The sequence below is a fragment of the Lentzea sp. CA-135723 genome (assembly GCF_050936595.1).
Classification (GTDB): Bacteria; Actinomycetota; Actinomycetes; order Mycobacteriales; family Pseudonocardiaceae; genus Lentzea.
The window spans coordinates 172,900-186,841 of the sequence record NZ_JBNJMK010000001.1 but is presented as its reverse complement, the minus strand read 5'-3'; the positions used below and the strand labels follow the sequence as shown (position 1 = coordinate 186,841).

12 protein-coding genes are annotated in these 13,942 nt (G+C 67.8%); 5 read left to right on the top strand and 7 right to left on the bottom strand.

The features are described 5' to 3' along the window. Positions 1–478 precede the first annotated feature (478 nt). Complete coding sequence (locus tag ACQEU1_RS00640) at positions 479–3,157, top strand: right-handed parallel beta-helix repeat-containing protein (protein ID WP_433195015.1); 2,679 nt, start codon at positions 479–481, stop codon at positions 3,155–3,157. 112 nt (positions 3,158–3,269) lie between these two features. On the opposite strand, the gene ACQEU1_RS00635 is transcribed toward ACQEU1_RS00640, so the two are convergent. Together ACQEU1_RS00635 and zapE are read right to left on the bottom strand one after the other, a co-directional pair. Next, positions 3,270–4,043: an ion transporter gene (locus ACQEU1_RS00635; RefSeq protein WP_433211258.1), complete on the bottom strand. Its 774-nt coding sequence runs from the start codon at positions 4,041–4,043 to the stop codon at positions 3,270–3,272. A gap of 64 nt (positions 4,044–4,107) precedes the next feature. Then, positions 4,108–5,028, bottom strand: coding sequence for a cell division protein ZapE (zapE, locus tag ACQEU1_RS00630; protein WP_433211255.1), 921 nt, complete (start codon positions 5,026–5,028; stop codon positions 4,108–4,110). A gap of 51 nt (positions 5,029–5,079) precedes the next feature. Here zapE and ACQEU1_RS00625 point away from each other — a divergent pair, with 51 nt between their 5' ends. Beyond that, the gene (locus ACQEU1_RS00625) at positions 5,080–6,021 is read left to right on the top strand and encodes a pirin family protein (protein ID WP_433195013.1); all 942 of its coding nucleotides are present in this window, start codon (positions 5,080–5,082) and stop codon (positions 6,019–6,021) included. Between the two features lie 315 nt (positions 6,022–6,336). After that, positions 6,337–6,738, top strand: a complete 402-nt coding sequence (locus tag ACQEU1_RS00620; RefSeq protein WP_285633685.1) for an SsgA family sporulation/cell division regulator — start codon at positions 6,337–6,339, stop codon at positions 6,736–6,738. A gap of 4 nt (positions 6,739–6,742) precedes the next feature. Here ACQEU1_RS00620 and ACQEU1_RS00615 read toward each other — a convergent pair whose 3' ends face one another. Beyond that, complete coding sequence (locus ACQEU1_RS00615; RefSeq protein WP_433195010.1) at positions 6,743–7,630, bottom strand: lysyl endopeptidase; 888 nt, start codon at positions 7,628–7,630, stop codon at positions 6,743–6,745. A gap of 141 nt (positions 7,631–7,771) precedes the next feature. On the opposite strand from ACQEU1_RS00615, the gene ACQEU1_RS00610 reads away from it, so the two are divergent. Continuing rightward, positions 7,772–8,581, top strand: coding sequence for a helix-turn-helix domain-containing protein (locus ACQEU1_RS00610; protein ID WP_433195008.1), 810 nt, complete (start codon positions 7,772–7,774; stop codon positions 8,579–8,581). Positions 8,582–8,698: 117 nt separating this feature from the next. On the opposite strand, the gene ACQEU1_RS00605 is transcribed toward ACQEU1_RS00610, so the two are convergent. The 4 genes from ACQEU1_RS00605 to ACQEU1_RS00590 are packed head-to-tail and all read right to left on the bottom strand — an operon-like array spanning position 8,699 to position 12,927. After that, positions 8,699–8,995, bottom strand: a complete 297-nt coding sequence (locus ACQEU1_RS00605) for a hypothetical protein (RefSeq protein WP_433195006.1) — start codon at positions 8,993–8,995, stop codon at positions 8,699–8,701. A 1-nt stretch (position 8,996) separates the two neighbouring features. After that, positions 8,997–10,607, bottom strand: coding sequence for a glycerol-3-phosphate dehydrogenase (gene glpD, locus ACQEU1_RS00600; protein WP_433195004.1), 1,611 nt, complete (start codon positions 10,605–10,607; stop codon positions 8,997–8,999). 24 nt (positions 10,608–10,631) lie between these two features. Beyond that, complete coding sequence (gene glpK / locus ACQEU1_RS00595) at positions 10,632–12,149, bottom strand: glycerol kinase GlpK (RefSeq protein WP_382438693.1); 1,518 nt, start codon at positions 12,147–12,149, stop codon at positions 10,632–10,634. A 22-nt stretch (positions 12,150–12,171) separates the two neighbouring features. Further along, positions 12,172–12,927, bottom strand: coding sequence for an MIP/aquaporin family protein (locus tag ACQEU1_RS00590; RefSeq protein ID WP_433195002.1), 756 nt, complete (start codon positions 12,925–12,927; stop codon positions 12,172–12,174). Between the two features lie 241 nt (positions 12,928–13,168). Here ACQEU1_RS00590 and ACQEU1_RS00585 point away from each other — a divergent pair, with 241 nt between their 5' ends. Next, entirely contained in the window at positions 13,169–13,933 is a 765-nt protein-coding gene (locus ACQEU1_RS00585) for an IclR family transcriptional regulator (protein ID WP_433194999.1), read from the top strand. Positions 13,934–13,942 lie beyond the last annotated feature (9 nt).

Below are 13,942 nucleotides of genomic sequence, written 5' to 3'. Positions count from 1 at the left end.
GGGCTCGCCCGGCCCGCCCGCCGCTGAGCCGTCCGGGGCACGAACCCAAAAATCCCGGTACTCCGTTCCGAGGCCTCCTCACGTCCACTCGGCCCGCGACCGGCCAGCACTTCTCCCTCGATTCAGAGGCGTGAGCTGGACCACTCACTGTCCGAAGAGGCAGAAATCCGTCATTGAAAAGCATTGCAACATTACCCATTTCACGGATGTGAAAGTTTGACACACATCTAAACCATCGACTACAAAGAAATGGCCCCGCCCTGCCAAACGAGGGTAATCAATGACGAAAACCTCCGTACCCCTGCTCACACTCCTCTTAATCGGTTCCCTGGCCGTCCCTGCCGCCACGGCGACCGCTGCACCTGCACTGACGGGCCTAGACGTCTCGTCGGGCAACCGTCGCGCACCTATTTCAGGCATGTACGACTGGTCGAAAGCGGGCTATCGCGGCAATGGCGTGCTGCCGGGAAACAATGAGGTGAACCCGAGCACGGCCTGTCAGATCACGGCGGCCGAACTCGCGAGCCAGTTCAACGTGCGCCCGAATGACACGGCCGACGACACGGCGGGGCTCCAGGCCGCGATCGACGCCATCAAGACGCAGTGCTCGCCGAGCGCGAGCTACACGAAGCTCAGCACCATCACGCTGCCGGCGGGCCAGCTGAAGGTCTCCAAGGAGCTCCACGTCGACGCCGACTACCTGATCATCAGGGGCGCCGGCGCGACTGCCACGAAGATCGTCTACACGCCCGACGCCACCACCCGCTACGACGCGCTCACGCCGGACGGTTCCGACTGGGACGAGGACGGCATGACCTACGGCCAGGGCAAGGGCGGCTGGCTGTGGCCGGGCCGCGGCCTGTTCCGGGTCCAGTCGCGCGGCGTGCACAGCAGCTACGCGAGCGACTACGCGTCGGCGCCGGCGAACCGCAAGGACATCTTCGAGGGCACGATCAACGTGCACTGGAAGGCGGGTGCCAAGGTCGCCACGGCCGCGAAGGCCGGTGACCGCGCGATCAAGGTCGCGTCGGCGTCCGCGATCAAGGCGGGCATGCTCGTCAACGTCCGCGCGGCCAACTCGGTCAAGTTCTACGAGCAGCAGTTCGCGAACGGCACCGAGTGGCCGTACCTGAACATGCACATGCGCCAGCAGATCTTCACCGTGGCCTCGGTGTCGGGCACGACGGTCACGCTCGACAAACCGCTGGAGTTCGACGTCCCGGTCAACTCCACCTCGGACGGTTCACCGGCGATTGACGGGGCGACATACGACTCCAAGGTGTCGCCGCTGGTGGACCCGGTCCTCGGCGTCGGGTTCGAGAACTTCGGCTTCACGCAGGCGATGCCGAACCTCAACCCCGCCGAGGCCGTCAACAACTACGGCAACATGGCGCCCGCGGACGAGATGCACGGCATCGTCTTCAAATGGGCCGCGAACTCGTGGGTGAAGGGCATCCGCGCGGAGATGACCGGGTCGCACCCGATCGTCACCGAGGAGGCCAAGAACCTGCAGATCGTCGACAACTACCTCGACGGTTCGTGGAACAAGGGCAAGGGCGGCAACGGTTACTTCCGCGGCTCCCGAGTCTGGGACTCGCTCTACGCCGGCAACACGTCGCGCAACCTGCGCCACTTCACGTTCCAGTGGTCCGCGTCGGGCAACGTCGTGGTGGGCAACGACTTCGACTCCGACCTGAACCTGCACGGCGGCTGGGAGCGCAACAACCTGTTCGAGAACAACAGCGTCAAGATCTCCTACGCCCACCGCTCCGGCAACTGCCGTGCGAACTGCGGTGAGGAGGGTGGCGGCGGACCTGACGACTCGAACTGGTTCCCGATCTGGTGGGGTGCCGGCAAGAAGGCCGTCAAGTGGTCGGGTGCCTCGGGCCCGCGCAACGTGTTCTTCAACAACGGCATGACGAAGCAGTTGTCCACCAACGGCTCGTACGACGCCTTCTACAGCGAGAAGGGCCGCATCTACCAGTTCGGCTGGAACGGCACCGCCTACAAGCACCTCGACGTCGGCGGCACCCCGATCGCGGACTGGGCGAAGAACGAGCAGCGCGACTACACCGGCGGTCACGGCCTGGACGCGACCAAGACCGACGCGGCGAAGTCGCTGTTCCTCAAGAACATCCCGGTGACCTTCGCCGCGGGGTCCACTGAGGACAACTTCGGTGCGCAGGCCACGATCCCGGTGGCCAACGCCGACCAGCTGAAGTCCGCGCTGGCGAACGCGAAGCCGGGTGACACCATCCAGCTCGCCTCCGGCACCTACCGCGGTTCGTTCGTCAGCCAGAAGTCCGGTACGTCCAGCAACCCGATCACGATCTCCGGGCCCTCGTCGGCGGTGCTGATCAACGACGGACCGTCCGGCACCGCCCCGTCCTGCCCCGTGCCCACCGCGGGCTGGGACTCGGGCTACGGCCTGTGGCTGTACAACGCGCCCTACTGGACCATCAAGGGCATCACGATCGCGGAGTCGAAGAAGGGCATCATCCTCGACAACTCCCACCACGTGACGATCGACGGCGTCACCGTCCGCAAGACCGACGAGGAGGGCGTCCACTTCCGCCGCAGCTCGGCGGACGGCGTCATCAAGAACTCCACGATCACCGACGCGGGCGTCGTCACGAAGGACTACGGCGAGGGCGTCTACATCGGCTCGGCCAACTCCAACTGGAAGTGCCACGGCAACTCCGGCGGCGTCGACAAGTCCGACCGCGTGCAGGTGCTCAACAACAAGATCGGTCCCGGCGTCTCCGCAGAGCACATCGACGTCAAGGAAGGCACGCAGGGCGGCCTGATCAGCGGCAACACGTTCAACGGCACCGGCATCTCCGGCGCCAACTCGGCCGACTCGTGGATCGACGTCAAGGGCTTCGGCTACCGCATCGAGAACAACACCGGCACGTTCTCCTCGCCGGGCACGTTCAAGAACGGCTACGAGACCCACAACCCGAGCACGTCCCCGTCTTTCAGCAACGGCTGCGGGAACGTGTGGCGCAACAACAAGTCCGACCTGGGCAACGTCGGCGACTACGCCGTGTACGTGTCGTCCACGTCGAAGTGCAAGGCCAACCCGAATGTCGTCTACGCCTCGAACACGGCCAGCAAGGCCAAGAAGGGCGTGTCGAACATCCCGGTCACCCCGTAGAAGGCGGGGGTTGCAGGGGTCCCGATCGGTGTACGGCGGCGTCGCCGATCGGGATCCCTGGCAGGACGCGGAGCCCGCACCCTTAGTGGGGGGTGCGGGCTTCGCAGCTCTTCTAGGCGTTCTGCCGCATCGCGCGCACTTCTTCCCTGAGCGCCTTCACCTCGCGCAGCAGCAGGTCGTCGTGCGCGGCGGTTCGCTGGGCCGGCAACGTGATCTCCTCCTGCATGGCGCTGCACACCACGGCGATGAACAGGTTGAGCATCGTGAACGAGCCGACCATCAGGTAGATGAGGAAGAAGATCCACGCGAACGGCTTCTGCTCCATCAGGTCCCGCATCACGTCCGACCAGCCGTCGCCCGTGGTGATCTGGAAGAGCGTGAGGAGCGTCGGGCCGAGGCCGGTGAAGCGCGGGTCGCCGGTGTCGCCGAACAGGTTGCTGGCGATCACGCCGCCGACGTAGACGAGCAGGACCAGCAGGCCGGACAACGAGACCAGGCCCGGGATGGACCTGACGAGCGCGGTGACGACGCGGCGCATGCTCGGCACCATCGCGACGAGCCGGAGCGCTCGCAGGATCCGGAGGCTGCGCAGCACCGACAGCGGGCCCGCGCTCGGGATCAGCGCGATGGCGACGATCACGAAGTCGAAGATGTTCCACGGGTCCTTGAAGAACTTCCACCCGAACGCGTACAGCCGGGCGGCCAGTTCGGCCGTGAAGATCGCCAGCGCGGTGTGGTCGATCACCGTCAGGGCCGGTCCGAACTTCGCGTGCAGAACCGTGGACGTCTCGGCTCCCAGGGTGATCGCGTTGACCACGATCACCGCGACGATGAACATCTGGAACCGGTTGCTCTCCACGAGCGAGCCGACGCGGGCGCGCACCATCTTCACTTGCTGCTCCTACGACAGGGGTTTTGCTACCTATCGGCGGTGGAGCGGGGCCAACTGTTCACCCGGTCGTGTTGATCAGCTCCAGCCGGCTGGCGGTGCGATCGAGGTCACGCACCTCGCCGCCCAGGACGTCGGCCAGCGGGTGCTCACTCACCAGTGTCAACCTGACGTCGGCGTCGACCAGCACGTCGACGACGTTCGCGAACCGTTGCCGTGCCTCGCGATCGCGGTTCTCCAGCTTCGGGACGTCCGTGATCACCCAGTCGTCGTAGCGTTGGACCAGCTCCAAGTAGTCCTGCGTCGAGGTCGGTTTCTCGCACAGGTCGCCGAAGTCGAACCAGACCTCGCGGGTCGCGACGCTCAACGCGGTGATCGCGCGGCCGTTGACCTCCAGCACGACCGGCCTGCCGGGCGGTGTCTTCGCGCGGACGATCTCGCCGGTCTCGAACCGCGACCGCGGCGCGCCGTGCAGGCGCCGGTAGTCGGTGGCGCCGCCGAGCTCGACGACGTCCATCAGCTGTTTGATCAGCGCGATGCCGGGCAGGAAGTGGTCGTGGTAGAGCGGGTTGGGCAGCAGGCCGTCCGGCGGGTGGTTGGAGGTGGCGATGATCATCACCTGCCGCCCTTGGAGCTCCTCCAACAACCGCGTCAGCAACATGGCGTCGCCAACGTCGTGCACGTGCAGCTCGTCGAACGCCAGCACCTTCGCCCGTCCGACGAGCTCCTTGACGGCCTTCGCCACGGCCCCGCGCGCGTGCAGCCGTGCGGAGATCCGCCGGTGCAGCTCCTGGAAGAACGCGTGGAAGTGCACCCGCTTCTTGGGCCCCGGCAGCACCTCGAACAGGGCGTCGGCCAGAAAGCTCTTCCCCCGCCCCACCGGCCCGTGCAGGTACACACCCCTGCGCCGCCCTTGGAGCTCCTCCAACCTCGCCACGGCCGCGAGTTGAGCTTGATCGAGCTCGTACCCGCTTGCCGACACCTGCTGCCGAAGATCCACAGTTACCCCCGGCGCCAGCCTACGATCACGCACGTGAGCAATGTCGAGGCCGAGCCCGCAGAAGTGACGTGCACCTCCACCCCGGGCAACGTGGAGGTCCTCACCCCGCGCGACGTCCCGCTGGGCGGCCCGAGGGCCATGTCCGTCCGCCGCACCCTCCCCCAGAAACAACGCTCGCTGATCGGTGCCTGGTGCTTCTGCGACCACTACGGCCCCGACGACACGAGCATGGACGTGGCCCCGCACCCCCACACGGGCCTGCAGACCGTGAGCTGGCTCTTCACCGGCGAGATCGAACACCGCGACAGCCACGGCGTCCACGCCTACGTCCGCCCAGGCGAGCTGAACCTGATGACCGGCGGCCGGGGCATCTGCCACTCCGAGCAGTCCACCCCGGCCTCCACCACCTTGCACGGCGTCCAACTCTGGCTGGCCCTCCCGGACGCGCACCGCGACGCCCCGCGCGACTTCCAGCACTACGCCCCACCCACCGTCAACGCGTCCGGCGCCTCGGTCCGCGTCTTCCTGGGTGAGCTGGCGGGCTCGACCTCACCGGTGCGCACCTTCACCCCGCTCCTGGGCGCCGAGATCGTGCTGCCGCCAGGCACGTCCGTGACGTTCGACGTGGCGGAGAACTTCGAGCACGGCGTCCTCCTCGACACCGGCGACCTCCGCCTGGGCGACACCGCACTCGCCCCGAAAGCGCTCGGCTACCTCGGCACCGGCCACACCACCCTGACGCTGTCGACTGACGGGGGCGCGCGGGTCGTGCTGCTGGGCGGCGAGCCGTTCGGCGAGGAGATCGTGATGTGGTGGAACTTCGTCGGCCGCACCCACGACGAGATCGCCGCGTACCGCGAGGAGTGGCAGGCGGAGACGGACAGGTTCGGCCGGGTCGAGGGCTACCCAGGCGACCGGCTGCCGGCGCCACCGCTGCCGGGCGGACGACTCCGGCCGCGCGGAAACCCGGCCTGATCAACGTCACCTAACGTGCCGAATTAGCTACGGAAAGCACGTCCACTTTTAACTAAAATTAAGGTTCGGCCGCGGGACCGTCCCATCATCCGGGCCGCGAGCCATCCGTCTCAGCTCGTGATTCCGTCCACAGATGACCGAACACGACCTGCGCAAATCCACCAAATCCGCAGGTCAGGGCACACCCGCACATCCGTCTCACCTGGCGGGCGCCGCCCCATGCGAAAAGTCATACTTCGGGACCATTGAAAATCACGTTCCGATCGCTTTTCCTGATCGAGGCATCCACGGAGGCTGCCGGACGTCTAAGGGGGCATGAGGAACGTGACACGAGTGGGCGCCGACTCGACATTCGCCTTCATCGCCCCGTCCGGGCGCCCGCTGCCCGTTGACGTCGAGCTCGGCTACCGCGCCGACGACCCCCACGCCGTGACCATGACGTTCCGCATGGGGCGGCAGGAGACGGTGTGGCTGGTGAGCAGGGACCTGCTCGCCGACGGCCTGATCACCACCAGTGGTGCGGGCGACGTGCGGTTGCGGCCGCACAACTCCACCACCGCCGTGCTCGAGCTGCGGTCCGACGTGTCGCACGCGGTGTTCCACGTGCAGTCGTCGGAGCTGCAGGAGTTCCTGAACTCCACGTACGACGTAGTCGCCCCCGGTTGCGAGAACGACTACGTCGACTTCGAGGCCGAACTGCGCAAGCTGCTCGACTAAAGCACTACCGCACGCCGTTGTTGATGGCGCGCGCGTAGGCCGCCGCGTTGCCTTGGGCGCTGCACGCCTTCATGTCGTCGTACAGCCACATGAAGCCGCCGGTAATGCCCGCCGAGGTCTTCCAGGACCTCATCTTGCTCTCGACGGTCGCCGGTGAGTCGCCGGCGCTGCACCCGCTGCCGTGCTTGCTCCACAGGCCGGGGTCGACGGTCATGCCCAGCGCGCGGTTCCAGGTCGCGGGGTTGTTGCCCGCGCCGCCCGCGTAGCCCTGCAGGTAGACGCGGTCCACCAGCGAGCCGAGGTTCGACTTGAGGCTCGCCCAGAACGACTGGTTCGTGTACGGCGCGAACGTGAACTTCGCATAGCCGAGGCCCTGCGCCATGCGCGCGAACGCCGCGGTCGGGGCCACCTGGTAGAACGACTCGTCGTCGTTGTTGATCGCGTCGGCACCCGTGGCGGTGCGCAACGCCTGGAAGTTGCGGTACAGGATCGACGACGGCCCGGTGCCGCCCGAGCTGATCAGCGCCGCGATGTTCTCCCAGTCGCGCACGCCCCACGACCCCACCGACACCTCGATGCGGTTCACCGACGTCGGCGCCTGCTTCAGCGTGCGCAGCCGCGCGGGCCAGCCGGCGTCACCGACGTAGCGGCCGTTCTGCACGATCAGCTTGTCGTTGAGGTAGAGATCGCCGTTGGGGTGCACGTGGACGCTCCACAGGATCACGGTCGTGAACCCGGACGAGCGCAGGGTGTCCATCACGGCTTGGCCGTCGGCGTAGAACGGGCCACCACCGAAGATCGCCGACCGCGGCGTCGCCTGAGCGGACGCCGGCTGGACGAAGACCAGGGCCAGCAACACGGCGAGAAGAGCGGGGAACCAGGGCCGCTTCATCACGTTTCCCTTCCGTTGGAACAAGTCCAACATCTCGGGCGGCGGCCACAACCAACACCCTAGCGACGCGATCAAGAGCCAAGAGTTTTCACCCGAACGAGCACGTATCATGGAGTCGTTCCAACCCATACGTTCGAGGTCGTGACAGCGACGAACTCCACCGCCTACAGCAGGGACCTGGGCGACGAACTGCGCCGCCTCCGGCAGCGGTTCACCGGCCTGCGGGGCCGCGCGATGGCGCAGCAGCTCGGCTGGGACCCGAGCAAGGTCTCCAACCTCGAGCACGGCAAGATCAAGGGCAGCGACCTCGACCTCGCCCAGTACCTCACCGCGTGCGGCAAGGACATCGACTTCTTCGAGGACTTCCTCCGCCGCTACCACAACGCCTTCGACCCGTACCTCGCGCAGCAGCCCGGCAACGCGCGCACCCTCGCGATGACCGAGGCCTCCGCCACGTCCATCACGGCCTACGACGTCCTCAGCGTGAACAGCCTGCTGCAGACGCCGAACTACGCCCGCGCCCTGCAGGCCACGACGGGACACCCGGCCGAGGACCTGGACCGGCAGGCGGTCGTGCGCCGCCCCAACGGCCCGAAGTGCGTGTTCTACCTGCACGAGCTCGCGCTGCGGATGCGGCTCGGCACCGAGCAGGTGATGGAGGAGCAGTACGTGTGGCTGCTCGCGAACTCGTCCGTCATCCGCGTCGTGCCGGAGGAGGCGAGCACGGCGGCGTTCCAGTCGGCGTGCACGCTGTTCGAGTTCGAGAAGGTCGCGCCGCTGGTCTACGCGGAATCGGGCCTGGCCAAGGTCTTCGCCCAGGGCGAGACCTCCGTCGCCCGCGCCCGCGGGCTCTTCGACCTGCTCGACGAGATCGCCCTGGACGAGACCCGGACGCGGCGCAAGCTCGCCGAGTACCGCGGCCCCACCCCGATCCGCTCGCTGGTTCGTTAGCGGCGGACCATCCAAGTCGCAGAGAACTTTGACCCACAACAACATCTCGGCACCCCCACCGGTGCGCGTGGACATGTTGAGCCCGCGCGTGCCGAGGTTGCACCACGGTGCTGGGCTTCAGCGCCCGAGCGTCCCCGCCTGCAACGGCAGCAGCGGAGCCGCCACCCTCGTCAGCGGGCCGCTGCGCACCACTCCCCCGGCCGGGCCCGCGAACGGCGCGGCCGGGTCCACCACGTCGGGCATCCGCGCCCAGACGGCCCATCTCTCGTCCCACGCCTGGATCACGTCGAGGTGGCCACCGGGGAGGAACCGGGCCAGGTGCACCCCTGCGACCTGCCCGGTGTTCCCCAGCAGCGGGAGCAGCCGGAAACCGCCCTCCCGCCGCAACCTCTCGATCAGCTCAGCGCTGTCCATCTCATCTCGCCGCCAACTCAGTGTCAGCCCGATAAGCCTCTACAGCAGCATCCCGCTCCGCCGAGGACCACCCAAGCGGCCCGGCGATCAACGCGGCGACCTCGGTGGCCACCGAAGCACCGAAGTCCAGGTGCTCCATCGAGATCCGGGTGCGCCGGGCCAGCACGTCCTCCAGCCCCAGCGCGCCCTCGTGCGTCACCGCGTACACGATCTCCGCCGCCAGGTACCCGGCGACGGGCTCCCCCAGGGACGGGTCCTGCGCGATCAACGCCAGCACGTCCGACACGGCCGAGCCGTAGCGGCGCAGCAGACGCTCCACAGTGGACGTGGACAGACCGGACTCCGCAGCGATCCGAGTCCGGTCCGCCCACAGCTCTTGGAACCCGACCGCGCCGCACAACGGCAGCCGGGCGGTCAGCGACGGCGCCACCGCGCGCCCCAGCCCGGCGACGGCGGCGTTCACGACGTCGGCGGCCATCACGCGGTAGGTCGTGTACTTGCCGCCGGCGATCACGAAGAACCCCGGCTCCGGCTGAGCCACCGCGTGCTCGCGCGAGAGCTTCGACGTGTCGCTGGACGCCCCGGCGAGCAACGGCCGCAGCCCGGCGTACGTGCCGACCACGTCGTCGGCCGACAACGGCGTCCGCAGCACGGCGTTCACGTGGTCGAGGATGTAGGAGACGTCCGCGGCAGTGGCCGAAACGTCCTCCGGCGCACCGGAGTACGGCGTGTCGGTCGTGCCGATGATCCAGTAGGCGCCCCAGGGGATCACGAACAGCACCGACTTCTCGGTCTGCGTGATCAACCCGCCGTCGAGCTGGATCTTCGACCGCTCCACCAGCACGTGCACGCCCTTGGACATCCGCACGTGGAACGGTGGCGTCCCAGGCGACATCGAGTTCAGCGAGTCGGTCCACACGCCGGTAGCGCTGATCACGCGACGTGCGCGCACCACGTGCGTCACGCCGGAAAGCTCGTCACGAACCGAAGCACCGGACACCCGGCCATCGGTGCGCAGCAACGACGTCACCCGTGCCCGTGACACGACCGTGGCGCCGTGCTGAGCCGCTGTGCGCACAAGAGTCGTCACGAGCCGTGCGTCGTCCATCTGCGCGTCGTAGTACCGAATCGCGCCCGCGAAAGCGGAAGAGTCGATGGACGGCCCAACGGAGGCCATCTTCCGACGAGAGAGGTGCCGGTGCATCGGCACGGCACCGGCGCCGCCGATCGAGTCGTACAACATCACGCCCGCGCCGACGTACGCGCGTTCCCACTGCTTCTTCAACGGGAAGAGGAACGGCACCGGCCGCACCAGGTGCGGTGCGAGCCGGCGCAGCAACAAACCGCGTTCCTTCAGAGCCTCCCGGACCAGCTTGAACTCCAGCTGCTCCAGGTACCGCAGCCCGCCGTGGACGAGCTTGCTGGACCGGCTCGACGTGCCCGCCGCCCAGTCGTCGGCCTCGACCAGCGCCACGGAGAGGCCGCGCGACGCCGCGTCCAATGCAGCGCCCGCGCCGACCACACCACCTCCGACGACTAGTACGTCGAACTCCGTGCCGCCCAACTCCTCCAGGGCCTGGGCACGCCGAGCCGGATCCAGCCTCGCGAACAACTTCAGCTCCTCAGGAGAAACGGGCTAGCGGACGTCGTCGTCGACCCAGTCGAACGACTTGGTGACGGCCTTCTTCCAGTTGCGGTACTGGCGCTCGCGCTCGTCGGCGTCCGCCTCGGGCGTCCAGCGCTTGTCCTCGGCCCAGTTGGCGCGCAGCTCGTCGAGCCCCGACCAGTAGCCGACGGCCAGACCGGCGGCGTACGCGGCACCGAGCGCGGTCGTCTCGGCGACGACCGGGCGCACGACGGGCACGTCGAGCACGTCCGCCTGGAACTGCATGAGCAGCTCGTTGGCGACCATGCCGCCGTCGACCTTGAGCTCGGTCAGCGGCACGCCCGAGTCGGCGTTCATGGCGTCGAGGACCTCGCGGGTCTGGAACGCCGTCGCCTCCAGCACGGCCCGCGCCAGGTGGCCCTTGTTGACGAACCGGGTCAGGCCGACGACCGCACCGCGCGCATCCGCACGCCAGTACGGCGCGAACAGACCGGAGAACGCGGGCACGAAGTACGCGCCGCCGTTGTCCTCGACGGACGCGGCGAGCGTCTCGATCTCCGGCGCAGAGCCGATGATGCCGAGGTTGTCGCGCAGCCACTGCACCAGCGAGCCCGTGACGGCGATGGAGCCTTCCAGCGCGTAGACGGGGGCCTCGTCGCCGATCTTGTAGCAGACGGTCGTGAGTAGACCGTTCTTCGAGGCGACCTTCTCCGTGCCCGTGTTCAGGAGCATGAAGTTGCCGGTGCCGTAGGTGTTCTTGGCGGTGCCGGGCTCGTAGCAGGCCTGGCCGAACGTCGCCGCCTGCTGGTCGCCGAGGATGCCCGCGATCGGCACGCCCTTCAGCACCCCGCCGGGGCCACCGTTGCCGTACACCTCCGAAGACGACCGGATCTCCGGCAGCATGGACACCGGGATGCCCATCTCGCCCGCGATCTCGGCGTCCCACTGGAGCGTGTCGAGGTCCATCAGCATGGTCCGCGACGCGTTGGTGACGTCCGTGGCGTGCACACCGCCGTTGGGGCCGCCGGTGAGGTTCCACAGCGTCCACGTGTCGGTGTTGCCGAACAGCAGGTCGCCCGCCTCGGCCCGTTCGCGGGCGCCCTCGACGTTGTCGAGGATCCAGCGGATCTTGGGGCCGGAGAAGTAGGTCGCCAGCGGCAGGCCGACCTTCGCCTTGTAGCGGTCGGCGCCGCCACCGAGCGCGCCGAGCTCGTCCACGATCGCCTGGGTGCGGGTGTCCTGCCAGACGATGGCGTTGTAGACGGGTTCGCCGGTGTTCTTGTCCCACACCACCGCGGTCTCGCGCTGGTTGGTGATGCCCACGGCGGCGAGGTCGCCGGTGTTGAGGTCGGCCTTCGCGAGCGCCTGACCGATCACGAACCGGGTGTTCTCGGAGATCTCCACCGGGTTGTGCTCGACCCAGCCGGCGCGCGGGAAGATCTGCTCGTGCTCCTTCTGCCCCACGGCGACGATGGAGCCGCTGTGGTCGAAGATGATCGCCCGCGTGCTGGTCGTGCCCTGGTCGACGGCGAGAACGTACTGCGACATCGAAGAAGTCCTTTCCGGAGGGTCAGAACGCGATGGAGGCGATCACACCGGCGAGCGCGCCGCCGATGATCGGGCCGACGACGGGCACCCAGGCGTAACTCCAGTCGGAGTCCTTCTTGCCGATCTCCTCGCCCTCGCTGCCCTTGTACGCCATGGGGAGCACGGCGTGCGCGATGCGCGGGCCGAGGTCACGGGCCGGGTTGATCGCGTAGCCGGTCGGGCCGCCGAGGGAGGCGCCGATGCCAACGACGAGCAGCGCCACGGCCAGCGGGCCGAGCTGCGACGGGGTCTTGGCGAACGCGAGGACCACGAAGACGAGGACGAAGGTGCCGATGATCTCGCACACCAGGTTCCAGACGTAGCTGCGGATCGCCGGGCCGGTGGAGAAGACGGCCAGCTTGAGACCGTGGTCGTTGGTCTCCTCGAAGTGCGGCTTGTAGGCGAGCCACGCGACCACGGCGCCGAGGAACGCACCGAGCATCTCACCGGCGAAGTAGACGAGCGTCGAGCCGAAGCCGACGGGAACACCAGGGGCGTACTCGGCCGCACCGCTGGTGAGGATGCCGATCGTCACCGCCGGGTTGAGGTGCGCGCCCGACTTGAAGGCGACGTACACACCGGCGAAGACACCGAGACCCCAGCCGAAGTTGATCAACAGCCAACCGCCGTCGAAACCCTTCGACTTGGCGAGCAGCACGTTGGCCACCACGCCCGCACCCATCAACAGCAAGATGGCCGTACCGAGCACCTCGCTGAGGAACACTGACCCGAGACCCACGCTGGCCTCCCATTCGACTCTGAACGGCTGATCACCCCGTGGTGATTGAGCGGAACGTAAGAGCGTCTGAACAGGTGTTCAACAGGTGTGTTTCGACAATGTCGACACCCGTGGCCCTCGATCGCGTGACTGATCGGTCACGCTGCGCGCAGACAAGGCGTTTCAGGCCCGTTTCGTGCGGTGATGAGCGTCGTAGCTGTTCGACATTGCCGACACGGGTCGTCTCAATTACGTTTCTGACGTGCCCGGACCCATCCAGTCGATCGAACGCGCCGCCGCCGTCCTGCGGCTGCTCGCGCGTGGCTCCGGCCATCACGGTCTCACGGAGATAGCGGACTCGCTCGGTCTGGCGCGCGGCACCGCGCACGGGATTCTCCGCACGCTGCAACGGGTCGAGTTCGTCGAGCAGGACCAGACGACCGGCCGTTACCGCCTCGGCGCGGCGCTGCTGCACCTGGGAACGTCCTACCTCGACGCCAACGAACTGCGTTCTCGATCGATCAACTGGGCCGACACGCTCGCCGCGCGGTCGGGCCAGGAGGTCAGGATCGGGATGCACCACGACGGCGCCGTGCTCGTCGTGCACCACGTGTTCCGTCCCGATGACTCCGTGCAAACCCTCGGCATCGGCGCCATGCTGCCGTTGCACGCGACGGCGCTCGGCAAGGTGCTGCTCGCCTACGACCCGGACCTGTCGGCGGCCGCACGCCGGCGGGAGCTCACCTCGTTGACGCGCAGGACGATCACCCGCACGCAGATGCTGGAGCGGGTGCTGACCGAGGTGCGTTCCCAGGGCTGGGCGGGCGAGGCCGAGGAGTACATGCCGGGCGAGGCGAGCATCGCCGCGCCGATCCGCATCCCCGGCGGCCTGGTGGTCGGCGCGATCGGCATCTCGGGCGCCGCCGACCGGCTGTGCGACTCCACGGGCCGTCCTCGTGCGACCCTGGTGCGGCAGGTCGTCCAGGCGGCGGAGTCCGTCACCACGTCCCTCGTCGACGAGAACTGAAGGGCTCGC

Excerpts from the sequence above, each read along its gene's own strand:
- ACQEU1_RS00615 (WP_433195010.1), bottom strand. The coding sequence starts at position 7,630 with ATGAAGCGGCCCTGGTTCCCCGCTCTTCTCGCCGTGTTGCTGGCCCTG.
- ACQEU1_RS00635 (WP_433211258.1), bottom strand. The coding sequence starts at position 4,043 with ATGGTGCGCGCCCGCGTCGGCTCGCTCGTGGAGAGCAACCGGTTCCAG.
- glpK (WP_382438693.1), bottom strand. The coding sequence starts at position 12,149 with ATGTCGCAGTACGTTCTCGCCGTCGACCAGGGCACGACCAGCACGCGG.
- ACQEU1_RS00620 (WP_285633685.1), top strand. The coding sequence starts at position 6,337 with ATGAGGAACGTGACACGAGTGGGCGCCGACTCGACATTCGCCTTCATC.
- ACQEU1_RS00605 (WP_433195006.1), bottom strand. The coding sequence starts at position 8,995 with ATGGACAGCGCTGAGCTGATCGAGAGGTTGCGGCGGGAGGGCGGTTTC.